We start from the raw sequence: 23,702 nt of genomic DNA, 5'->3' as shown, positions 1-23,702 counted from the left end.
AAGGTATTCTCGCAAGACAGCATCTGGTTGCACGTAGAATGAAAAACCGCTCTCGTGGAGCGGCTTGTGTGAAACTCAGCGAAGAACGTTTGAGTTGTTATGGACACCCAACTGTGTACGCGTTCCCAAAGCAGATGTAGTCAAAGGTATTCAGACTCCCGTTCCCGTCGCAGTCGGCATATGGCTCGCCAGCGCCAAAGGCATTGCCGAAGCAGATGTAGTCGAAGATGTTCAACGAACCCGAACCATTGCAATCGGGATAGCAGCTTTGATTGAGCTTAAGAAGAAACGCGTTAAGCCCGCCCATCGCAGTTCCAGAAAATGTACCGAAAGCAGTGCCGGAAATCAGCACGTTCTGATTTGAATCGAGCACCATCCTGCTGTTCCCGGCGATGCCGGGTAGATCGTACTTCCACAGTTGATCGCCGATTGAACTGTACTTTTCAACTGATAGAACATCAAAGCTATCGGTGAGAACATAGACACTTCCCTCCGGATCGACCTTGACATCTGTTGAAGTCTCGTTCGCTGCCGTACCATGCTGCACTGTCCAGAGCATGGTACCAGTTGCATTATACTTTACAACAATCACATCACCTTGGCCCGCCGATGGCCTCGCCAGGCTGCCAAACGTATTGCCTGCAACAACAAGAGAACTATCAGGTGCAATATCAATCGCAGTAAAGGCATCGTGCTCTGGTGTTCCTAACTGCTGAAACCAGATCGGCTCACCATTTTCAGTAAGTCGCGCAAGATATGCATCGCTCATTCCCATGGATGCTGAGCCGAGATCGCCATATGTCGATCCGCACACATAGATTCCTGCCGCATTATCCACTCTAATGCGATTACTTGATGTGCCCTCAGATGTTCCGAACTCCTTTCGCCACACCTCGTTCCCATTGGTGTCATACCGTGCAAGTTGTCCGGATGATCCTGTCGAGTTGCTGCGTCCACAAAGGTAAATATTGGATTGAGTATCGAGGTCGATGTCATATGACGAGAATATCCAGTACTCTATCGTGCGATTCCAGACAAGCTCACCAGACAAGGAACGTTTCTCAAGAACGGTAACAAAGACGGGCGAAGGCTCTGTCACAGCGTAGTACATGTATTCGCTGTCAGCTGCAACTGCTTCAACCTCATAATCATCTTCAAGCACCCAACCAACGTATGTGTAACTTCCTGCTGGAAGTCCGCTCGGTCCAAAGCGCCACACGTGCCCGACGTTGTACGGCGTGCTGCCGGGACCATACCATTGATGCTGTTGAGAACCAGCAACAATGATGTTGTCAGACGGGTCCAACGCGATGTCAACCGCTTTTTCACCAAACTGCTGATCGCCCCAGTTCTTCATCCAGTCGAGCTGCAACTGGGCATGCGCAATCGTCGTAGCAGCAAGAACACACGACGATGCAAGCAACCGATCAAAGCGTTGCACGCAGCAAATAGGCCACCTGTGACAAATGGACTGTGTGTGTTTAGTTTGTGGGACTACTCGCATCGCATGAGCATAACCAAAGGCATGTGGTATTGCAACAACAGAACTTGAACGATGGCGCTATTTTCATGTCACGAAGCGGCTTGTGTGAAACTCAGCGAAGAACGTTTGAGCTGTTACGGACACCCGGCTGCGTACGCGTTACTGAAGCAGATGTAGTCAAAGGTATTCAGACTCCCGTTCCCGTCGCAGTCAGCATATGGCTCGCCAGCGCCAAAGGCATTGCCGAAGCAGATGTAATCGAAGATGTTTAATGAGCCAGAGCTGTCGCAGTCGGGGTAGCAGGCATCGACACAACCAAACTCTGCGAATCGTGCGGATGGTTCGCCGCCTGCAGTATCAAAGGTGCCACCAACAATAATGTTTCCGTTGTTCAGCACCTGGATCGTTCGCACGGAACCGTTCTCAACGCCCTTGCCAACAGGATGCCATGCGGTGCCATCCCAGCGAGCCAGGTTATTGATGGGAGTTGTGCCTGAAGAACTGAACGTACCGCCAGCAAGAACGTCTCCAAGGTGTGTAAGAGAAAGAGCTCTCACACCTCCATTGAGCCCATCGCCCATTGGTGACCAGGAGACACCATCCCAGCGCGCAATATATGATGCCGGAGCCCCCCCGCTAATGTAAAGGCTCCTCCAGCTATCACATCACCCGTTGGTAATCGGATTAAGCTGTACACGGTGCCACTTAAACCACTGCCGAGAGGCGACCACGATGTACCATCCCAACGTGCGATGTTCGATGTGGGAACTCCGCCTGCCATCTGAAATCCGCCTCCAGCGATGACATCGCCATTTGCTGCTTGCGCGAGAGCCCAGACAGCCCCATCTATACCGTCGCCGAGCGCGTGCCAGTCTGAGCCATCCCAGCGCGCAATATGATTCACAGTGATTCCGCTCGCTGTAAGAAATCTTCCACCAGCTACAACATCATCGTTTGAGAGTGCCACCAACGCATCAACAATGCTGCCGATACCGTCGCCCAATGGGTGCCATGTCGCACCATCCCATCGGGCGATGTTATTGAAGATCTGACCAAAGGCAGGAAAAATTCTACCGCCAACGATCATGTCGCCATTCGATGTCACAGTAACCGCATTGACAAAATAAGTTGAAGGAAATTCTTCTCCTAAGCTGGACCATTCTTGTCCGTGTCGCTGGATGATCCCGTTCGCAGCAATTCCTGCGCCGACAGTAAATGCACCTGCAAGCACAAATCCACCATCTGGTAAGAGTGTGCTCGTGCTTATCGACTGATTAAATCCATTCCCAATGACATCCCAGTCGCTGCCGTCCCAGCGCGCAATGGTGTGTGGGCTGCCGCTTGGGGGGTTGGACCAGTCGCCCGACACAACAAAGTCTCCATCAGGAAACATCGCGACCGTGGAAAACCCGGTACTCACACGAAGTGGCTTACCTATTGATGACCACGCGGTGCCATCCCAGCGCGCAATATCACGTTCAAACGCGGGAGCGCCTGTCAAGAAGTCACCCGCTGCGACAATATCACCATTGGGTGCGCGACCAATCGAGTCTACCGTCCCAATTACACCACCACCAAGCGGTGTCCAGCTCTGTCCATCCCAGATCTGAACGCCGGTACCAATACTACCGCATGCAACAGCATGCCCATTGGGAAGTGCGATCAACTCGTCCACCTGGTCGTTGAGTCCCATTGCCATCTCATGCCAGATCGTTCCATCCCATCGTGCAGTTTTTACAACCGGCACACCATCAACCGAAGTAAACTGACCAGCAATAACAACATCGCCGTTTGGAAGCTCTACCACCTCAGTAATAAGTCCGTTTGCGGTTCCAAACAACGACCACGGGCTTCCAGCGCTCCACGTGTACACATTAAATCCTGCGCTTGCCAGAATACCGCCGTTTGACATCGGGTCGATACTATGAAAGGTGGTTTGGGGCGGTTCACCAGGTGCGACCCATGCGTTCCCGTCCCACTTTGCAACTCCAAACCCGTTCGGAGAAAGACTGTTCGGAGGAAATCGACCGCACGCATAGAGTTCGCCCGATGATGTTACAGCCAGGTCTTCAACTTTGTATGCCAATGATCCAACTGGTCTCCCAAGCTCGTTGCCGATCGGATGCCATTTGCGCGTTTTGAAGTCAAACATGGCGATATTGATTGCATCAACACCGGCAATGCTGACGAACTGCCCCCCGGTCACGAGCGCATGTTGCGCCGGCCCGCTGCCATCCGGATCCCACGCGAGAGTTTTATTGATCATGCCGACTTGCCCGAAATCTGTTAGGGGAAGATGTTCCATCCCGATCGGCATCCACTCGGGTTGGACGCACTGGCTTTGGGCGATTGCACCGCAAGCAATGCCAAGGACTGCGAGGGTGCTGATGTGCCGATGGATGTTGTTCCGGTTCATGTATGGTTCCCCAGAGATGCGAGCAGTGGACCAATAGGTATTTCTGCGAATCGAGTCCGGGTTGCACCTTCGAGAAAAAGAAAGCCCTCTCTCATGAAAGAGCATGCAAGAATCAACACCAAAGCCGTGGCAAATCCTTACGGACACCCGGCTGCGTAGGCATTGCCGAAACAGATATAGTCGAAGATGTTCAGGTTGCCGCTTCCGTCACAGTCGGCGTATGGATCGTTTGAGCTGAAGGCATTGCCGAAACAGATGTAATCGAAGATGTTTAATGAGCCAGAACCGTCACAGTCGGGGTAGCAAGTGAATCGAAGCTCTGCAATCCGTTCGCACATCACACTCTGGCTACCGAGGAACTGCCCTGTGACCCATATAGAGTTTCCTCTTGACATCGCATTATTGATCTGGGCGATAGTTGTGTTCGGCGCGTAGAGTGGCTCTGAGACCGAACTTAACAGACCGTTTGGTCCAAATCGACGCACGTCAACATATCTCTCAAATGAGATTGGGTAGTTTGGATAGACAGTACCGGCAGCGTGCAGTGCATCATCGTGCCATACAAGTGCCGACGGATAAAACAGTCTTGTGGTTGTTGGTGTGCTATACAGCACTTCCCAGCTTGCTCCATCAAACGCAGAAATATGAACAAGACCCGCCTGTTGGTCGAAACCATACATATAGATCCGATCATTCGCAACAAGTGGTCGAGATCCGACCTCCAACGTTGGAAGTGGTGGTTCAGACCATTGAGATCCGTCCCACTTTGCAAACCCATTCAGAGGCACCCCAGATACAGATGACGCAAAGGAACCCCACGCATACAGATCATCGCCCAGGACAGCTATGTGCTGAACATATTGAGTAAGGCCAATATTTAACCCGCCAGCAAATGTGTTGCCATTCTGAGAAGCGATTGCAACGGAAGGCTGGGTAAATCTGCCCGCAACGACAAGGCTGTCTTCATACACTGCCATGGATCTTACCGCCACCTGATAGCCGTAGTAATAATCTGGTATCCACGTAGTGCCAATAAAATGATACAGAACAGGGTAGTTTCCGGTTGATCCGGATGGGCCTGACGTGCTTGTATACAACACGCCATTATGCTCAAGCAGTTGTCCCGGTGCATTCGCGCTGGACGGATAGTTCATGCTACGCCACATTGTCCCATCCCATGTCGCAACATGGCCAATATGTAGACCGCCGGCATAATCGAAGCTTCCCGCAACCACGAGTTTATCATTATATTCACATGTTGAATAAGCGGTGCCGTTTAGTGTTGTTGATGACAGTGTTGTAACAACCTGCCAGGCGTTATTCGTGCGAGTCGCAAGGCTGTTGAAGAAAACCGGATTGGTCCCCTGGAATCCGCCTCGCGCAAACTGAATGTCGCCATCAATTGAAAGATCAAATGGCGACAACACTGGTTCGGAACTCTCGTTCTTCCAGCTTGTCCCGTTCCATGAGAGGAAGCCGCTAGAAGGAACGACACTTCCGTCAGGGTTGATACCTGACCCTACCGGCCCGGCAACGTAGATTCTGTCGTTTCCGACTCGAAGCAACGAGCCGTCGCCGGATAAACCAACGCCTACAGGAGACCAACTCGTCCCATCAAAGCGTACAATACTATTGCGTGGAACATCGTTCCACTCATGAAACAGGCCAGTAATATATATTTCGTTGTTAAACACTTCCATTGCGGACACGTTGGGGTAATACGGCTCTGTTGCAACACCAACCTCCGTCGTGGTTCCATCTGCGTTCAATCGATAGACTGATTTATTTACAAGAAAATACCAATACCCTTTGAGCTCCACCGCTCTCTTGAACAACTGCACCCCCGCTGGAACAGTGACTGGATAGCTCCAGCCGACACCGTCCCACAGCCCGATCACATATTGCTCCGATGGCATCTCATCATTTCGAGCATAGACAGCAAGCTTGTTCTCGTGCCGAAACACAGTAAATCGATTGGAGGCGGCGAACCATGTTGAACTCGGCACTTCTGCCCAAGCATTTCCATTCCACTGCTTGAGAGAGTGAGAAAACCCGGTCGTTGCATTGCCAGCAGTAACTCCAGCAAAGAGCGTGTTGCCGATCCGCTTGAGTTGCAAGCCACCGAGTTCTTCCGAAAACGGTGGAACAAACCCATCCCCCATCTGTTGCCACGATGTGCCATCCCACATTGCAATATTGTTTATGTACTCAGAGCCAATCGCATCAATCCGGCCACCAATAGCAAAGTGCTGTGGTGCTGGCCCGCTTCCATCAGGGTCCCATGTTTCAATCGAGTAGATCGAGCCCGAAACGCTGCTCGCCTTTGGACCGGGTTGCCACTGTCCAATCGGTTGCTGTGCGCGTGCAGATGATAATGTCAATATGACACTAAATACTATCATCATTACGCTGCGAAGCAGTTTCATGTGCATGCTCCCTCTTGTGCGTGGCCCGAAGAATCTTATTCAGTATACATCAAACCAAAGAAAAAACCCGCTCCATCAGGAGCGGGCTTTAAAGTCTTCATATTCTCTTTGAACAAGCAACTTCAGTTCGGCTTCCAGTCCTTCTTGAATGTCTTCATCGCGTCATCAAGATCCTTCACGATGTCGTCGCTAAGTGCTTTGGACTGGTCGAGACGATCGCGAATGCCCTTGCCAACAGTCTGGAAGTATGAGAGCAGATCCTTCTCGTACTGCGCCACTTTGTTTGTTGGCACATCGTCGAGATAGCCCTTTGCACCTGCGTAGATCGAGATGACCTGATCGGTCACGTTGTATGGCACGTATTGCGGCTGCTTCAGCAGTTCGACCATGCGTGCACCGCGATCGAGCTGCTTCTGTGTTGCAGCGTCGAGTTCGGTGCCGAGCTGCGCGAACGCTTCCAGTTCGCGGAAGGCTGCAAGGTCGAGACGCAGTGAGCCAGCGATCTTCTTCATCGCCTTCACCTGCGCGTTACCACCCACGCGCGACACCGAGATACCGGCGTTGATAGCAGGGCGGACACCCGAGAAGAACAGTTCCGGCTCGAGATAGATCTGACCGTCGGTAATCGAAATAACGTTGGTCGGGATGTACGCCGACACGTCACCTTCCTGTGTCTCGATGATGGGCAGAGCTGTAAGTGAGCCTGCGCCGTTCTCGTCGGACAGCTTGGTAGCGCGTTCCAGCAGGCGTGAGTGCAGATAGAACACGTCGCCGGGATAGGCCTCGCGTCCGGGCGGACGACGCAGCAGCAGCGACAGCTGGCGATACGCAACAGCCTGCTTGGAAAGGTCGTCGTAGATGCACAGTGCGTGCTTCGGTGTCTTGCCTTCCTTGCCCTGCCACATGAAGTACTCGCCGATGGTGCAGCCGGTGTACGGCGCGACGTACTGCATGGGTGCGGAGTCGGACGAGCCTGCGGAGACGACGACCGTGTAGTCCATCGCGCCGTGCTTCTTCAGCTGCTCAACAACGCCAGCAACGGTCGATTCCTTCTGGCCGACCGCGACGTACACGCAGACCACAGCCTCGGGTGTGCCCCAGTACTGCTTCTGGTTGATGATCGCATCAACAGCGACCGCGGTCTTACCCGTCTTGCGGTCACCGATGATCAGTTCGCGCTGGCCCTTCCCGATCGGGATCATGGAGTCAACAGCCTTGATACCGGTCTGCATGGGCTCGGTCACAGGCTGGCGATCGGCAATGCCCGGTGCGATGATGTCGACCTTGCGGCGCTCGGATGTGTTGATCGCGGGGCCGCCGTCGATCGGCTGGCCGAGCGGGTTCACAACGCGACCGAGCATTTCAGGGCCCACGGGCACTTCGAGCAGGCGGCCTGTGGACTTGACGAGGTCGCCCTCCTTCACAGCGAGATAGTCGCCGTAGATGACCGCACCGACGGTGTCGGTGTTCAGGTTCATGACCTGCCCCATGACGCTGCCTTCAGACGTCTCGAACTCGAGCAGTTCGCCAGCCATCGCCTTGGCAAGCCCGTAGATACGAGCAATACCGTCGCCGACCTCGATGACGCGGCCGACCTCTGAGACCTCGAGTTCCGAGGCGTACTGCGCGATTTCCTGCTTGATGACGCTGGTGATCTCGTCAGCCTTGATCTTCATGCTCACGGGCGTGTCCTCTTTTATGTCTGTGCCAATGGTCCGCTTGAGCGGATCCAGTGAGATGGATGAACCTGTATCTATGTATCTGGCAGACTCGATTGAACCGGTGCCCACCACCTGATTCGCTCGACCCAAACTGTCACAAAACCTCTACAAGTCGCCCGAAAAACCCGATTTTCAGCCTGAGAACAAAGATTCGCAGGTGCCCGGGATCGACTGGAAAAAGACCGATCGCGGGAACGCATTTCGCGGGGCCAAGAGGATAGGTTCACTGCTGCTCAGAGTCTCGCTTTGGCAGAGGAAGAATGGGGTTGGTGGGGGCTGAAGACTTAGGGTATAAACATCCCCAACCGCTGGGTCATCGCATATTCGGCCTGCCTGCCAATAGTGATCATGAACAGATCAAAGGGTATTCGACCTACACCGTTTGGATCATCTTCGGGCATGTTGAGTGAAGAGGACTCTGACGAGACAATGAAGCATCTTTTCTGGAACTGGGGGTATTTTTCACACAATGCGTGTATGCCTTTGAGTGTGTGATTGGATGAAGTTGTAATCTCAAATGCCAGCGGCCCTGAGGGATCATCGTAAATGACATCAACCTCTCTGCCATTGTCACGCCAGTGGTATGTTCGAACACCTGTTTGTAGTGACAGTGATTGGAGATGTGATACAGCGGCGTTCTCTGTAAGGAATCCTTGTTCTCGTGCATCACTTACAGGAGCAATGCCGCGCTGAAGAGCTGCATTCCGAACTGCACCGTCAACAAAGTATACTTTCTGCCCTCGTCTTTGAACTGCTTCTTCCGAGTGCGCATAATTTGGAAGCGTGAAGATCAGGAATGCCTGCTCAAGGTAGCTGACATACTGCGCAACAGTATGGCGATGCAAGCTCAACAAGCTCGCAAGGTTTGTCATGTTCATTATTCCGCACATTTGTCCGCCAAGAACATAGACCAGCCGCTCGAGCAGAAATGGGTGCTTGATATCAAAGACTTGCGGAATGTCCATCGTGGCAACACGCTGAACGGCTTCCTGTCGCAACGTCTGTTGCGAACGGAGCATCGCAGTTTCCATGGACTCTGTATTGTGCTCTCTCAGCAATAACTCAGGAAATCCTCCAACAAGAAGGTACATGATCCGATGATGAATCACGTTAAACAGAGGCTGCGATGCAGCGCATGAACGGAGTGTGTCGAGTAGATTGCTGCCAACTTCGAAGCTGGGAAGTTCGTGCTCACGAAGTTGCAGGTACTCGCTGAACGAGTAGGGTGTCAGATACTGCTCAGTCCATCTGCCTATACCGCTTTCAACTGTTCGTCCTCGTAAAGCTGCTGTTGAACTTGATGTGGCTACAACCCGAATCGGTCTCCTTTCGTCATAGAACACTTTGAGCCATCGATCCCAGTTGTGGGACATGCTGACTTCATCAAGGAACAGGTAGAGTGGCCTACTCTCGTCTGCACCAAATCGTTTGGTGATCGCGCGGACCCACGCGTCGAGTTCATAGTTCATCAAGAGAGGATGATCAAGATTCAAAAACCAGAGACGCTGCGGATGCACTCCAGCTTCGATGAGCGACTGAATCGTTTGGTACATCGTAACGGTTTTGCCGACACGACGAGGACCTATAATCACTTGATATCGACCAAGCGGCTGTTGGAGTGTTTGCCAAAGCAGCTTTGAGAGAGATCGCGGGAATGTGAATGCGAGAGACCTTGGCACATTTTCGAGCTGATGCCAAGGGTTCTGCTGCACCAGAGCTGCAAGATTATCTTCGCTTGTTGGTTGCCAAGTTGTCGAGTCCATGGGATTCATTCTACACATATTCGGATATATGTCGATTTTAAATCGACATAATTCAGATATTTAGTCGATTTATCTTTGCGTTTTAACCTTGATACGGAAGATAAACCGCCTTTGACTGCCTTTTTGGGTGATTACAGTCCTCATCCGAGACCGAGCTCCTAATGCCCATCATCCGCACCTTCCACGTCGATGCGTTTACTTCCACGCTCTTTGCGGGCAACCCCGCGGTGGTGTGTGTGCTTGATGCGTGGCTGGACGATGCGCTGCTCCAGTCAGTTGCGATGGAGAACAACGCACCGATCACCGCTTTCCTTGTGTTTGGTGACAACTCGTGGGACATCCGTTGGTTCACATGCACAACCGAGATCGCGCTGTGCGGGCATGGCACGCTCGCAGCTGCAAGTGTCATTCTGTCGCGCATAGCGCGAGAATCACGAGATGTTGTGTTCTCATCAAACAGTGGCATATTGCGCGTCAGAGCACAAGACAATCTGTACATCCTTGATTTTCCAGCAACGTTTGCACAGCGCATCGACGCGATGCCAGAGATCGAAACTGCGATCAAAGCGGATGTTCTTGCGTTGTATGACGCGGGCAAGCTGATTGCATTCCTGCGTGACGAGCAGGCGGTGCGCAATGTCGCGCCGGACCTCGACACAATTGCAGCGACGTGTCCCGAGGGACTCGTCATCACAGCGGCTGGGGCGCAATGCGACTTTGTGTCGCGATACTTCGCGCCGCACGCGGGTATCAACGAGGATCAGGTGACGGGATCGGCGCATTGCATTCTTGGGCCGATGTGGTCTGAAAGGCTCGGTAAGCAGCGCATGACTGCGCAGCAACTCTCTCAGCGTGGTGGCGAGCTTGTTGTTGAGGTGAATGGTGGTCGCGTGCTGCTCGGAGCATCAGCGGTGTTGTACGCGGAGGGTGTGATTCATCTGCCATTATCCTCTAAAGCGAACCCGGCTGATACTCAACAATAACCGCTCTGATACCCGACGAGATACCAGCAAACGCACTCTTCATATGCGTAATCGCGGTTTCTCTGCTGCGGTTGCCAGAGCCGGAACCAATGATCGGCAGCGCGATCGATGTCATCCCAAGCTCTTCTGCGCATCGCATTGCTGACACAACCGAATCTTTGATGGACTTTTCTGTTGCAAACCAGCGCAGGTTGATGCCCGCAACATGGATGATCGCTTTGTACGGAAGCTCGCCTGCCGATGTCACAACCGCAGCGCCAAGAGGGATGGGGCCATGCCTGGCGAGTTCGCGGAACGGCTGCTTCCCAGCGCGTTTCCTGATCGCGCGCGATACGCCCTGAGGAAGCAGCAGCCACTGCGGGATAATGTTGCGATTCCACGCGTTGACAATCGCATCAACGCGCTGATCGAGCATATCGCCTTTAACAACTTCAGGAGTCACGAACGATCATACTGGGTTGAAGGGCTTGCAGTTGCATACCACGGCAACACATGGCTCTGTGTTCACTCTGCCTGCAGCTTGCACACGACTGCTTTCCGATGCGCAGCTGCGCGCTTGTAGACGCGTGTGCCGAGATGGCTGATGCCCGGCAGGTACATCAATAGTCCTGGGATGAACCCGAGCGGTGTCTGCACGATCGCGCGACGCATTGCTGGGAATCCGATCAGTGTCTTGCCCGATCGAGTGACCATCGGCATCCCAGCCATCGTGTCCTCGATCGACATGGGCAGCGACGGGTCGGTCGAAAGATCGCGGAAATCGATGCGGCTCAGCCAGTCCAGTCTGCCCACCCACTTTGCTGATCGCACGCACATGCCGCACCGGCCGTCGTAGAAGCAGACATCGCGCGACGACAGCGGCTGACCTCGTTGCGGGTCCTGGTTCACAGAAGATATGCCTGATTGCTCCACGGAATGATGCGTCCTATAATTTGTCGTAAAGTCTGTGGTGAGGAGTCTCTGATGATCGATTTCCACCTTATTATGTACAGTTGATTTGTATTGCCTGTTCGGCAATACCGCCCCTCTGAACCGATGAATAGTGGGAGAAGCGATCAGAAAACAAAGCCTTGATGGTTTTTCGGCGGGCAAAGCAACTTTTCGGGCGCAGGGCTCGAATAGTTACCAGTCGCTGCTCGGCGGATACGCTGAGGCATGGCGAAGTTCAGGCAGTCGGGGGAGAACGCTCGTGGGGAGTGTTCGCGGCTGGCGCACGATGAGGACGACAGGACTTAGTTCGATCGGCTGACAAGCAGACCGCACGGAATGCGATCGGCCGAACCGACCACGTTCTGCTGCGCAAAGAAGTTGCTGCGGGTTCGTTTACCCGCGAGTTCAATAGTTAAAGAGAGGCGCTCCATGAGCCGTTGCAACACAACACTCCGATCAACCAGCTCAGCCAAGGGCTTTACACTCATCGAACTGCTGGTTGTGCTGATCGTGATCGCCATCATCATCTCGATCATCGCACCGATGCTTGGCCGAACCCGCGCTATCGCACGATCGGCGCTCACAAGCTCGATGCTCAACGAGGTGTCAAAGGCATCACAGCAGTTCCGCAACGACAACAACCGCTGGCCTGGCTACTTCTCGCCTCGCGAGATGGCACATCCGAACAACGTTGCGTCCGGAGCATCCGGGCGTGGGTTCAGCGCGATGCAGAACATCATGCTTGATCTGGCGGGCGGCATATGGGTTGGTCCAACACTTCCAGCAAATCCCACAGTTGACGTTGGACCGATCAACGGAAGCACCGTTGAAGTCGATCTCGACGCGATCGGTGTCCCCGGGAAGTATGACAACAAGCTGTACTACACACCCGATGCAAAGTTCTTCGATCCGCAGGACGGCATCATCGGAGGACAGTCGGCTGGAAACATTGCGGACCATCAGAGACTGCCAAGTCTGATCGATGCTTTTGGAAATCCCATGCTCGCGTGGGTCGAGGACGAGACAGCACCTCGCCAGATCTCCGGTACAGCTTCGACGAACAACTTCGTGCGCCTCGACGCTGGCAGCAGCCTTGACGAGCCCGCGCGATTCTATCTCGCGCCGAATACAACCTTCCTGAACTCAACAAATCTTGGTCGATCGACCAAGGACCAGACAGGTCAGCCCAGTTCACGCTCATACAGCTTGCTTTCTGATCAGAACCCTGGCGGTGTTGATGCGCTCCAGACACTCATGGGTCTTGTCGGGAGCCCAAGTTCGCCTCTCGATGTGACTGCATCGCAGGACATCCTGCCTGCAGAAGCTCGCGGCGGTATGGTGCTGCAGTCTGCAGGCATCGATGGGTACTACCTGAACTCACGGGAGCGTGGTGTCGGCGATCCTTCCACCACCATGAAGTACTGGCGCAACTTCTATGTCAGCCCGGGTGGGATACGCCATGTGAATGACAGCAATCAGCCAACCACCATCGATGTTGTTTCGTCGTTCGATGACGTGGTTATCAGCACAAGCAACTGACGCAGTTTCTTCGCTGCATCTCTCCTTGCACGGAAGCATACTGGAAACGCCCCCGATCGGCATGATCCGGTCTGGGGCGTTTTTCTATCTAATTGGACGTTCTGCGCGTGTATTTGCGGGTGACCCACTGTTGTGTGGGTGGTTCATGCATGCAAACACAGATAGGCTGAACATGGTCTGAAATATCCACCATCACAGCATCCCGAAGGAGTTTTCCAATGATGTACGCACGAACACTGGCAGCCGCATTAATGCTCGGCGCAACCTGCGCCGCAAGCGCCCAAACAACATATGACGTCGCGCTTGATGGCGCAGACTTTGTGTACAACTCCCAGACAAACATGAACATAGATTTGCAGATCAATGTTGGTGACACGGTTCGTTGGACGTGGATCTCGGGTCGCCACAACGTGGTGTCCGGCACACCGGGAAGCCCAATGGCTGGCAGCGTGTTCAGCAGCGGCGGGCTTGCGCTCCCTCCAATGGTCTACGAGTTCACTTTCGATACGCCCGGCACGTATGACTACTTCTGTGAAGCGCACGCTGGACTGGGCATGGTGTCGCAGGTTGTTGTGCTCGACAGTGTGTGCTACGCCGACTGTGATGGCTCTGGTTCACTCAACATCTTCGACTACATCTGCTTCGGCAACGAGTACGCAGCCGGCACGACATACGCTGATTGCGACGGCTCAGGCAGTCTGAATATCTTTGATTACATCTGCTTCGGCAACGAGTACGCAGCAGGCTGCCCGTAACGCTGAAAGACCTTCTTTGAGAGCTTCCCGGCGCGGCATGGCACCGTTCATGTCGCGCTATTTTTGTTCTTTTTTGCACTTTATGGGATCAGTGCAGACGAGGTCTCGTGTAAAGTGTGTCAAGCTGGGCTGTGTTGGGTCGTCGCGGTGTGTGACTGGTTTCCAGGGAAGAAGAATAGAAGTAGGTGAGCCATGACAAATACGGTATCCACTCTCGCTGCGTGTGTTGCTCTTGCTGCCGGGTGCTCGATGAGTCTGGCGCAGGTGACGACGGTGACGTTCACGGGCGCTGCGGGCAACACTTGGCTTGATGCGAACAACTGGTCACCACCAGTCATCCCCTTCAACGATGGCAGCAACGAGTATCACGTTGTGATACCAGCAGGTCGAACAGTCTACATGAACATGGCACTTGCTCCTGCTTCACCCACGGTCTCTGGGATGGAGATAGATGGCCAGCTGAACATCTCTGCATCAGATGCGTTGGCTGGAATATACCTGTATTCAACAGAAGATGTTGTCGGCAACGGCCACCTCTGTATTGGATGCCCCAGCAACCTCTTTGCGGTAGGTGTATTCGCGCCGAACTACTCGCTCGCATCCGCCGAAGTTGCTGCTGGCTGCAGTATTTCTACACAGAATACAGCAGATATTGGGCTGCTGACCGTGCGAGGCGTCGGTTCGTATATTTCGCCATCATATGGAACAGCAAATGCTGCAAACTTCATCGGAACCGCAGATCTGTACGGCGGCTCAATGTATTTAGCAAACACATCAACAGGCACAATCCGAGTCTTTGGGAACAACGAAGGTCAGCAGAATGTCGAAGTGGGGTCCGGTTCAGTTTCAGACTTGCAGGTGATGACTGGCTCCAGAGGGTATCTATTGGTTGTGGTCGCGCTGGATCTCGTCTCAGATTCATTCTTTCAGTTAGACAACGCCTCGTCACTTGATTCAAGCATGAATGTCATCACAAACGAGTTGCGCGACGTCAGCATTGTCATGAATGCTTCCGACACACATTTTCGAACCACTGCAACACAAGCTATAAACCTCTCCATTCAAGCAACAACTTTTTTTTCAACCGTCGAAATGTCAAACCTGCTATCGATGCATGCCGAGATGCCAACACTCTGGAACTTCGGTGGCTCCAGCTGGCCTTGGCAGTTTGACAAGTGCCAAGTGAGCGGGGATGTGGACCTGAGAGTTGGCGCAGGGAGCATGTCGTTGCAAGGAGCGGATCTTTCCGATATGGGAAAACTGATGATCGCCAATGGTGCAACGCTCACATTCCACAACTCAGTCAGCTATGCCATGACAGATGAATCAACAATGAATGTCGCTGGCGAGCTTGCATTTGTTCCGCTCAACCCCGGTACCGAGGGAACACTCGAAGTTGGCGCCGAGGACGTTGGTGTTCCTGCTGGTCCAGTTACCAACAACTTCGAGATCGCGTCCTTGCGTGTGAGTGGCGATCCACAATCAACACTCAGACTTGTTGATGATGTGGACAACGGCAACCGCGCTTCAACCGGCATCGAGGCGCTCTACCTCGGGAATCTCAGCATCACAAACAACGCAACGCTGCAACTCGGCACGCTCGAGGCATATCTCGATCAGGGATCGCAATGGATTCGCTTGCGTGATCTGATTCCAGCCGGCCAGTCGTGTGTTGCATTCGACAACGGGTTCATCTGCATCGAGGATCAGGTGTGCTACGCCGACTGCGACGGTAGTGGCGCGCTCAATATCTTCGACTACATCTGCTTCGGCAACGAGTACGCAGCAGGTAACGCATACGCCGATTGCGACGGCTCGGGCAGCTTGAACATCTTCGACTACATCTGCTATGGCAATGCGTACGCAGTAGGATGCCCGTAATACATGGAGAATCACATGAGTATCCCGCGTATATGTCTGTGTCTTGGCGTTCTCTCTGTTGCGTCACATGCGTCCGCACAATGGACTGCTACGTTACTTCATCCCGCGGGCGCAACAGCATCTAGGGTGAATACTATTTCCGGCCTTCAACAGTCTGGCGAAGCTGTCATTAATAGCATGACGCACGCATCCGTCTGGTCTGGGAGCGCAGGATCATGGGTCGACTATCACCCTGCGGGTGCTGAGTCATCTGCTATTTTGGACTCAGCTTCGCTCCTGCAGATTGGCTATGCAACACTAAACGGCTCGGCTTCCGCTGGCTTCTGGGCTGCTACCCCAACTGGATGGACGAAGTTGCCTTCTCCCAACACGGACGAGTCTGTAGCACAAACATCGATTGCATGGGGCAGTCCGTACTTTGCCGGATACGCCGCGTTTAATGGATCTGCCCACCACGCTGTTCTATGGGATTTCACTCCTCCAGTTACCTTGGTCGATATCCATCCGGCTGGCGCATTAGAATCCGTCGTTCATGAAGGGAACGGCAATGGAGAGTATGTTGGAACAGCTACTTTTCCTACCTCTCCAAACTCCTCTCGAGAAGAAGCAGTTATGTGGCCCACCCCATTTGCGCCGCATGTCAGTCTCCATCCTCAAGGTATGAGCGCCTCGTACGCATATGCGGTCTCCTGGGATGGTCAACAGGGAGGAGCCGTACTTCAATCATCAACGACCAGAGCATCATTATGGAGTGGTTCGGCTGCTTCTTGGGTCAACCTGCATCCCTCAAGTGAGCATGAGTCGATTGTCTACGCTGCCAGACGTGGGTATCAGGCCGGCTCAACAACAGATCTCAACATGCTTGAGCACGCGGCTGTGTGGCAGGGAGATGCCGCTTCGTGGCTTGATCTGCATTCGTTCCTTCCTGCAAACTACAACGAGAGTTGCGCAACCACAATCTCTTTTTCCGGTCGGCTTCTTTTTATTGGAGGCTGGGCACGTAACTCTGCAACAGGCCAAAGAGAAGCTGTTTTCTGGACACGCGACGCGTGTTATGCTGACTGTGCAGGCGGCATTACGCTCGACATCTTTGACTATATTTGCTTTGGTAATGCATACAACGCACAGGATCCATACGCCGACTGCGACGGTAGTGGCGCGCTCAACATCTTCGACTACATCTGCTTCGGCAATGCGTACGCAGCCGGCTGCCCGTAACTGCAGAGAGTGTTCCAAACATCCGGAGAGACCTTCTCAAACGAGAAGGTCTCTTTGTGTTGTGCGTACATATTCTGTGTGAAGATCGCATGAAAAAGCCCTCCCAGAATACGAACCCTCGACAGGGCCTTTGAATGCCTATCGGACATGCGGAAGAAACGTCCGGCGGTTTCAGATGGGAATTTCCTTTGTTTTTTGTGGGTCTACCGCTACATTTTTGTCACAGGCGGCTCGCCAGTTGTTTGGTGGCTGCTTCAAGCAAAGACAGGAGCTCAGTATGAATCGCACCGTTCTGACAGCCCTTCCGCTGTGCATTTCAGCACATGCATTCGGGCAGGTATTGCCAACCGTTATCTTTTCTGAGATTGCGGCCAGCTCGACATCAACCGTGCCCGGCTACGCGCTGATGTTCGACTCGTTCAGCCGTCCATACACCAACTCTGATGGCTCATCATGGGTGATGCGTGCAAGTTCGAACGATGCAACTTCTGCGGACGATGTGCTCATCATCGGGAGTGGCATGACCGGCGCGGTTGTTTTGAAAGAGGGAGATCAGGCACCGTGGGCGCTGTCAGGGGAACTGATTGGGATCCCGGACGAGCATGTGACCATCAACTCCAGCGGACACTACATCTTCGGGCAGAACCTTGGCGGGAGCGCGCCAACGACAGCTGACGAGCAGATCGTCATGTTCGACGGCACCAACTTTGTTGTTGTCGCGACCGAGGGTGACGCTGTGCCAGGTATTGCTGGCGAGTCATATGGCACCGCGCTGAACTCCGGATCGCTGACAGATGCCGACGTTGCTGGCTTCCTTGCACCGGCGACCTCCGGCGGACTCGCGACCAATATGGATGATTTCCTGATTCTCAACAATGCAGTGCTCGTGCAGGGTGGCGTCGACGTTCCCACCGGCGCAGCTGAGCCCTACGAGACATTCAACACCGACGACTTCTATGTCTCGGGTGATGGCGCGCACTGGTTCGTGAACTGCGTGCTCGATTCCGCTGTGACAACCAACGACAATGTTGTTGTTGTTGATGGAGCAGTTGTTGTTCGTGAGGATGACACCCTCGCACCATTCGGCGAGCCGGTTGAAACAATCGTTGAAGCCTTCATGAATGCCAACGGTGACTGGTTTGTTCGCGGCGATGTGGACAGCCAGGCGGACTGGGTGATCTATAACGGCGCAGTGGTCGCAAAGACGGGCGACGCCATTCCGGGCGGTTTGTCCGGCGAAACTTTCAGTGACGCTGCCTTTGCTGCGTGCTTCTTTGCTATGACAGGCGACGGCAACGGCAACTACATCGTTGGTGGCACCACCAGCAATGCTGATCCCGAGGCGGACGCGGTGCTTGTTCACTCCACGCTCGGCGTGGTTGCACGTCAGGGCGACGCTGTTGACCTGGACGGCAACGGTGTGCTCGACGATGACGCGTTCATTGACACATTCAACAACGACGACCTGTTCCTCACACCCGATGGCAGGCTCTACTTCACCGCTGTGCTGTACGACAGCGCCCAGACCGACCTTGGTCAGGCGTACATTGTCATGCAGCTCGGCGCTGCTCCCTGCTACGCAGATTGCGACGGCAGCGGCGCGTTGAACATCTTCGACTACATCTGCTTCGGTAACGAGTATGCAGCAGGCAACGCATACGCAGATTGCGACGGCTCCGGCTCACTCAACATCTTCGACTACATCTGCTTTGGCAACGAGTACGCAGCGGGCTGCCCGTAATGCACTGAGCAAGGTGTAGATACGTCTTTCTAACTCACCCCCGGGGCTTTTCGCTCCGGGGGTGTTTTCGTACTTGAGGGGGCAGAAGATCGCATCCTCACTCGATTCGGTACGAATGATGATGTGCAGGTACAATGACTTCTTCTCATGCAGCGTTTACGACGACATTCCCGGTTGATAGCGATTGCGATGCTGTCGCTGTTTACGATGGGTGTTATCGGCGTGATGCCGAACCCCGCGCGGGTTGTTCGCTGGGTGTTCGCGTCTACACCCGCAAAGCATCTGGTCGAGGCGTACCCGTGCCAGGATGAGGCGTGCGGCTGCGCGTCGGCTGATGCGTGCTTCGAGTCGTGCTGCTGCCACTCAGATGTCCAGTTGATGGCGTTTGCGATTGAGCACGGACTTGATCGTCGTGTTGCACAGCTCCGCGCACGCGGCGTGCCGATGCCCGCTGAAACAGATCTTGCTGCACACGAGCACCATGTGGATCACGAGCAGCAATCCTGCGATCTGTGCTCAGAGCACGAACGTGGCGAGTTGCGTCAATATGCGTGCACCACAACAACGCAGAACACTGACTGCGACACCGGATGTGTTGCGCCTGCTCCGATGCCCTCAGCCACACTCAACCTCATGCAGGCGCTGCGCTGCAAGGGGCTTGATCTGCTGCTGGCGTTCGGTGTCGCACCGATGCTGATCCATCAGGCACCGGAAGTTGCGCCATTGTCCGAATCTTCGTATCCGCTGCTTGTATCGGTGGATGCGAGCTTTATCCCTTCATGCGATCTGAGCGTGCCAGCGCCGCCTCCACGAGCCTGACACCCTTCCACCCAGTGTGACATCGATCTATCGATGTTGTCTGCGCGCACGCATCGTGCGCTTGTGGTTGCTATATCGTGGAGATTTACATGCGATTGCATGGACAGACGCGCACACGCGTGCGCAGTTGTGGATTTACACTGATCGAGTTGCTGGTGGTCATCGCGATCATCGCGCTGCTCATCGGCATTCTGCTGCCAGCGCTCGGCGCTGCACGCAATGCTGGGCGCACAACGGTGTGTCTGAACACGCTGCGCCAGATATCGCTGGCAACGCAGATGTACGCCGACGATGCCAACGGGAACTTCCCGCGGAGCCAGCACTCGTCGTTCGCGTCCGCGCGAGCGCCGTGGGAGTATGCGCTGATGCCGTACCTCGGCAGCGTGATGCAGACAGATCCACAGGTGTTTTCCCGGTTTGCTGAAAAGCACTACACGTGCCCGCTCGATGAGAGTGAGACACCGGGGCACATACTCAGCTATGGCATGAACGTCTACTACGAGCTGACCACGACGGAATCACAGACGCGCACGTTCCATCGTGCGGATCTGGTTCCGTGGCCGACGAGAACGGTGCTCTTCTCTGAGCTAGAGGACAACTCGATCACAGACCACATCATGGCACACTTCTGGGTGCAGTTTGGTGCGCCGACCGAGGTCGCGACACATCGTCACGGCCATTCGTGCGGCTGCGCATTTCTCGACGGGCACGCGAGCGATCTCCGTTTTACCGAGACGTTCGATCCCGACAACAACGTTGACTTATGGAATCCATCAACCGCGCATTAGCGCGAACATATGAGAGAGGAACAGTTCAAATGAATACATTCACAACCGCAGTTATCGCGGTCACAGCAATCGCATCGATGTCATCTGCGCAGGTCTGGCCGAATATTCCGGGTCCCATGCGCCATGTCATGATCGGTCTCGACAGCGCAACAGGCGAGCTCACTGCGCACATTGATCCCGGCGCGCCCGCCGAGATGCAGCAGTACCCGGGACAGGTGTACAGCGGCGCAGCAAGCGTTCTGAACGACACGTACTACAACTCGCAGTACGGCTGGCTGAATGACGGATTTGTCGACCCCGGTGCTGGCAACGCGATCTGGATCGAAGCGATCAGTGTGTCGAGCGGTTTGAACGTGTACGAGGGCGGCATGCGTCCCATGGCAGCCATGCACTCGTACGCGCCAATCCAGGGCACGGCCGGCTCTTCTGCTGCGTGGATATGGGGCGGCACCATGACGCACAACTGGTACGCTGCGGATTCACTCGGGAATTACGAAGCAACATACAACATCTACGTGGGAGATGCTGCGACAGGCGCGCCCGTGTCCGGGTTTACCACTGCGCAGGTTACGCTCGCGTTTACTGCTGTGCCATCACCAGCGACATCGGCCACGCTGGGTGCGCTCGGCCTTGTTGCTGCTCGCCGCAGACGCACATAACGAGCATGTGATCCAACCGCACGCTGGGCTAGTGGAGACGCTTGTGCAGCGCATCACGCACTCATTCCAAGGGAGATTCGTCATGATCCGGACACAACATTTCACACCCATCCTTGTTCTTGCTGCTGCATGCTCATGCAATGCGCAGACACCGCAACTCGGCGGACCGATGGAGCACATCGGTGTTGAGCTTGTTGGAACGCAGATCCAGTTGCATGTGCTGAACGCTGGGCCGATGCTGATGCAGAACTACGGCGAGACGTACACCGGCGCTGCAAGCGTGCTCAACGGGATGTCATACAACGGGCAGTTCGGCTGGCTTGCGCAGGGATTCTGGCAGCCGCCTGCAGGATCGCAGGTGTGGATCGAGCAGATCAGTGCCGAACCGGATATGGACATCTACATGGGCGGCACGTTTGCGCCGATCTTCGGCACAGACAACTCCTCTATGCGCATTAACTGGAATGGCACGATGTTGCACAACTGGTACGCGACTGCTGTACCCGGAACATACGAGATTGAGTACAGGGTGTATCTCGGTGACAGCGCGGGTGTGCCAACACCGGGGTACGAGGCAGGGTTTGTGACGTTGTCATGGATGATGGAGTCGATGTGCTATGCTGATTGCGACGGCTCAGGTGGGTTGAACATCTTTGACTACATCTGCTACGGCAACGAGTACGCAGCAGGGAACGCATACGCAGATTGCGATGGCTCCGGCTCACTCAACATCTTCGACTACATTTGCTTCGGCAATGCGTATGCAGCAGGATGTCCTTAAGACTCGCCGAGCAAAGCCAATCCAGATCAGCAAGCCCGCTCGTTGAATGGGTTTTCGTTGAACCATCGAACGAATCGCAACGTTTGTTTGCGAGTTGGACATTCGCATCTCGGACGTTCTGCCCGTACAAACATCAAGCAAAGAGGCGGATCCCGTCTCGTACATTATGTAGGACTTTGTGGATTTTTTGTAATCAGATCATTCAGATCTTGTGGCAGGGGTGAATGTCTGTAGGATGTAGGAGGGTCGAGAATATCGTCGGGATTTCCTGAGAAATCCGGGTGTTTCGTCCACAAGACAAGTCCGATTGAGCCTGCGGGGGTTGCGCGTTTTCCCCTCTTCGAGCTGATCGGCAGACATCGTTCGGCAACTTGGGGCTGAGTCCCACTTTGTTGCTGTGTTGTGCGCGAGAGTTCTGGACCATTGGAGCGGTCACAGACAGATCGTTGCAAGTGCGCTCGTGGCGCAAACGAGACCTCGCAGGGGGATCGTGTTCATTCATCTGTTTTTTCGAAGACGTTGGAAAACCCAAGGAGAAGTAATTATGAGAACATCAGCACTCGCATTTGTGGCTGGTTCCACAATCGCAGCAGCAGCGATCGCCGCAGGGCCGCAGCTACCAGGCATGCCCGCGACACCTCGCGCAAGCGACGCAAACTATGTGAAGTCCGGCAACTTTGCTGACGGTGGCGTCGTGTTCAGCGACAACTTTGATGCGTACGCAGTTGGCGGTGGCATCATCGGCCAGAACAACTGGATCGGCTGGGATCTTGTCGGTCTTGATCACGTTGTCAGTAACGCCCAGTCAACAAGCGCACCTAACTCTCTGCACTACGGCATTGATGAAGCCGACGTTGTGCAGGATTTCTTCAATCAGGGCGCCGTGATCGACGCGGGCGTTGTGACCGTGTCCGTCATGACATACATTCCCAACAACGCGATCGGTGAGAGCGCTGTTATCATGCTGAACACCTATGACGGCAACACAGCAACACACGTCTGGTCAATGCAGACCCCATTCGCTGCGCTGCTCGGTCTTGTCGGCGGTGGCTTCGCTGGCGGCACATACAACCAGCACGAACTCGACCTGCAACAGCCAATTATGTATGACGCATGGGTGGAGTACAAGGTTGTGATCGATCTCGACAACAACACGCTCGTTGACACCTACGGCGGTCTTTCGCTCGGCACACGCAACGATGGTTCGCCATCGTGGTGGGTTGGCGCCGGCAATCCGATGGCAACCGCACAAGCTGTTCCGAAGATCGAATGTCTCGACATGTACATGACCTCCGGTGTTGGTGCTGGTTCGGCTGTGACCGGCGGTTACTTCGATGATCTTTCGATCACAGTTGATGGCGGCGGTTGCTATGCAGACTGCGATGGCAGCGGCGCGCTGAACATCTTCGACTACATCTGCTTCGGTAACGAGTACGCAGCAGGGAACGCATACGCAGATTGCGACGGCTCCGGCTCGCTGAACATCTTCGACTACATCTGCTTCGGTAACGAGTACGCAGCAGGCTGCCCGTAAGATTGATTTGCGGCCTTGATCTGCCGCATGTATCCTCTTCGCTCACCAAAGCCCCCGTCTGGATTTCAGATGGGGGTTTTTCATTCCTCAAGCTTGGAGAACTCCACAGTACGAGCCGATGCGTGTACCTTTGTGCGAATCTTTGACGTTCCCATCACACAATCTTCACTGCACAATAGCACACGGAGGCAGACAAATATGGTAATCTGATGTGGTCGCAAACGAACAGCGACGACATCTTTGAGAGAAAGAGAGAGGAGAGCGG

Annotated in this window: 19 protein-coding genes; 11 read left to right on the top strand and 8 right to left on the bottom strand. The window is 54.3% G+C overall.

Annotated elements, in window-relative coordinates; translation table 11 throughout:
- Positions 1–97: 97 nt before the first annotated feature.
- From H6815_04620 to H6815_04595, 6 genes are all read right to left on the bottom strand, one after another.
- The gene (locus H6815_04620) at positions 98–1,441 is read right to left on the bottom strand and encodes a hypothetical protein (GenBank protein ID MCB9859717.1); all 1,344 of its coding nucleotides are present in this window, start codon (positions 1,439–1,441) and stop codon (positions 98–100) included.
- A 176-nt stretch (positions 1,442–1,617) separates the two neighbouring features.
- Positions 1,618–2,064: a hypothetical protein gene (locus tag H6815_04615; protein ID MCB9859716.1), complete on the bottom strand. Its 447-nt coding sequence runs from the start codon at positions 2,062–2,064 to the stop codon at positions 1,618–1,620.
- Positions 2,037–3,899, bottom strand: coding sequence for a WD40 repeat domain-containing protein (locus tag H6815_04610; protein ID MCB9859715.1), 1,863 nt, complete (start codon positions 3,897–3,899; stop codon positions 2,037–2,039). The genes H6815_04615 and H6815_04610 overlap by 28 nt, the downstream gene beginning before the upstream one ends.
- A 137-nt stretch (positions 3,900–4,036) precedes the next feature.
- The gene (locus H6815_04605) at positions 4,037–6,325 is read right to left on the bottom strand and encodes a hypothetical protein (protein ID MCB9859714.1); all 2,289 of its coding nucleotides are present in this window, start codon (positions 6,323–6,325) and stop codon (positions 4,037–4,039) included.
- Between the two features lie 122 nt (positions 6,326–6,447).
- Positions 6,448–8,001 (bottom strand): F0F1 ATP synthase subunit alpha, encoded by a 1,554-nt coding sequence (locus H6815_04600; GenBank protein ID MCB9859713.1) that lies wholly within the window; start codon positions 7,999–8,001, stop codon positions 6,448–6,450.
- Positions 8,002–8,330: 329 nt separating this feature from the next.
- Positions 8,331–9,809: an ATP-binding protein gene (locus H6815_04595; protein MCB9859712.1), complete on the bottom strand. Its 1,479-nt coding sequence runs from the start codon at positions 9,807–9,809 to the stop codon at positions 8,331–8,333.
- Between the two features lie 161 nt (positions 9,810–9,970).
- On the opposite strand from H6815_04595, the gene H6815_04590 reads away from it, so the two are divergent.
- Entirely contained in the window at positions 9,971–10,792 is an 822-nt protein-coding gene (locus H6815_04590) for a PhzF family phenazine biosynthesis protein (protein MCB9859711.1), read from the top strand.
- Here H6815_04590 and H6815_04585 read toward each other — a convergent pair.
- Together H6815_04585 and H6815_04580 are read right to left on the bottom strand one after the other, a co-directional pair.
- Positions 10,761–11,234, bottom strand: coding sequence for a macro domain-containing protein (locus tag H6815_04585; GenBank protein MCB9859710.1), 474 nt, complete (start codon positions 11,232–11,234; stop codon positions 10,761–10,763). The two genes, H6815_04590 and H6815_04585, sit on opposite strands and share 32 nt — an antisense overlap.
- 62 nt (positions 11,235–11,296) lie before the next feature.
- Positions 11,297–11,680, bottom strand: coding sequence for a DUF393 domain-containing protein (locus H6815_04580; GenBank protein MCB9859709.1), 384 nt, complete (start codon positions 11,678–11,680; stop codon positions 11,297–11,299).
- A gap of 471 nt (positions 11,681–12,151) precedes the next feature.
- On the opposite strand from H6815_04580, the gene H6815_04575 reads away from it, so the two are divergent.
- The 10 genes from H6815_04575 to H6815_04530 all read left to right on the top strand — a co-directional run bounded on the left by H6815_04575 (position 12,152) and on the right by H6815_04530 (position 23,437).
- Positions 12,152–13,261, top strand: coding sequence for a prepilin-type N-terminal cleavage/methylation domain-containing protein (locus H6815_04575; GenBank protein ID MCB9859708.1), 1,110 nt, complete (start codon positions 12,152–12,154; stop codon positions 13,259–13,261).
- 218 nt (positions 13,262–13,479) lie between these two features.
- Complete coding sequence (locus tag H6815_04570) at positions 13,480–14,016, top strand: hypothetical protein (protein ID MCB9859707.1); 537 nt, start codon at positions 13,480–13,482, stop codon at positions 14,014–14,016.
- 192 nt (positions 14,017–14,208) lie between these two features.
- Positions 14,209–15,897, top strand: a complete 1,689-nt coding sequence (locus tag H6815_04565) for a hypothetical protein (protein ID MCB9859706.1) — start codon at positions 14,209–14,211, stop codon at positions 15,895–15,897.
- Between the two features lie 177 nt (positions 15,898–16,074).
- A complete protein-coding gene (locus H6815_04560) occupies positions 16,075–17,115 on the top strand; it encodes a hypothetical protein (GenBank protein MCB9859705.1) in 1,041 nt (346 codons plus the stop codon).
- A gap of 277 nt (positions 17,116–17,392) precedes the next feature.
- Entirely contained in the window at positions 17,393–18,856 is a 1,464-nt protein-coding gene (locus H6815_04555; GenBank protein MCB9859704.1) for a hypothetical protein, read from the top strand.
- A gap of 147 nt (positions 18,857–19,003) precedes the next feature.
- Entirely contained in the window at positions 19,004–19,675 is a 672-nt protein-coding gene (locus H6815_04550) for a hypothetical protein (protein ID MCB9859703.1), read from the top strand.
- Positions 19,676–19,764: 89 nt separating this feature from the next.
- Positions 19,765–20,463 carry a DUF1559 domain-containing protein gene (locus tag H6815_04545; GenBank protein MCB9859702.1) on the top strand — a complete coding sequence of 233 codons (699 nt, stop codon included), beginning with the start codon at positions 19,765–19,767 and terminating at the stop codon, positions 20,461–20,463.
- 29 nt (positions 20,464–20,492) lie between these two features.
- Positions 20,493–21,122, top strand: a complete 630-nt coding sequence (locus H6815_04540; GenBank protein MCB9859701.1) for a hypothetical protein — start codon at positions 20,493–20,495, stop codon at positions 21,120–21,122.
- Positions 21,123–21,204: 82 nt separating this feature from the next.
- Positions 21,205–21,903: a hypothetical protein gene (locus H6815_04535; protein MCB9859700.1), complete on the top strand. Its 699-nt coding sequence runs from the start codon at positions 21,205–21,207 to the stop codon at positions 21,901–21,903.
- A 544-nt stretch (positions 21,904–22,447) separates the two neighbouring features.
- Positions 22,448–23,437 (top strand): hypothetical protein, encoded by a 990-nt coding sequence (locus tag H6815_04530; protein ID MCB9859699.1) that lies wholly within the window; start codon positions 22,448–22,450, stop codon positions 23,435–23,437.
- Positions 23,438–23,702: the final 265 nt, after the last annotated feature.

The organism is Phycisphaeraceae bacterium, assembly GCA_020639155.1.
Classification (GTDB): domain Bacteria; phylum Planctomycetota; class Phycisphaerae; order Phycisphaerales; family UBA1924; genus JACKHF01.
This window is presented reverse-complemented; position numbering and strand designations above follow the sequence as displayed.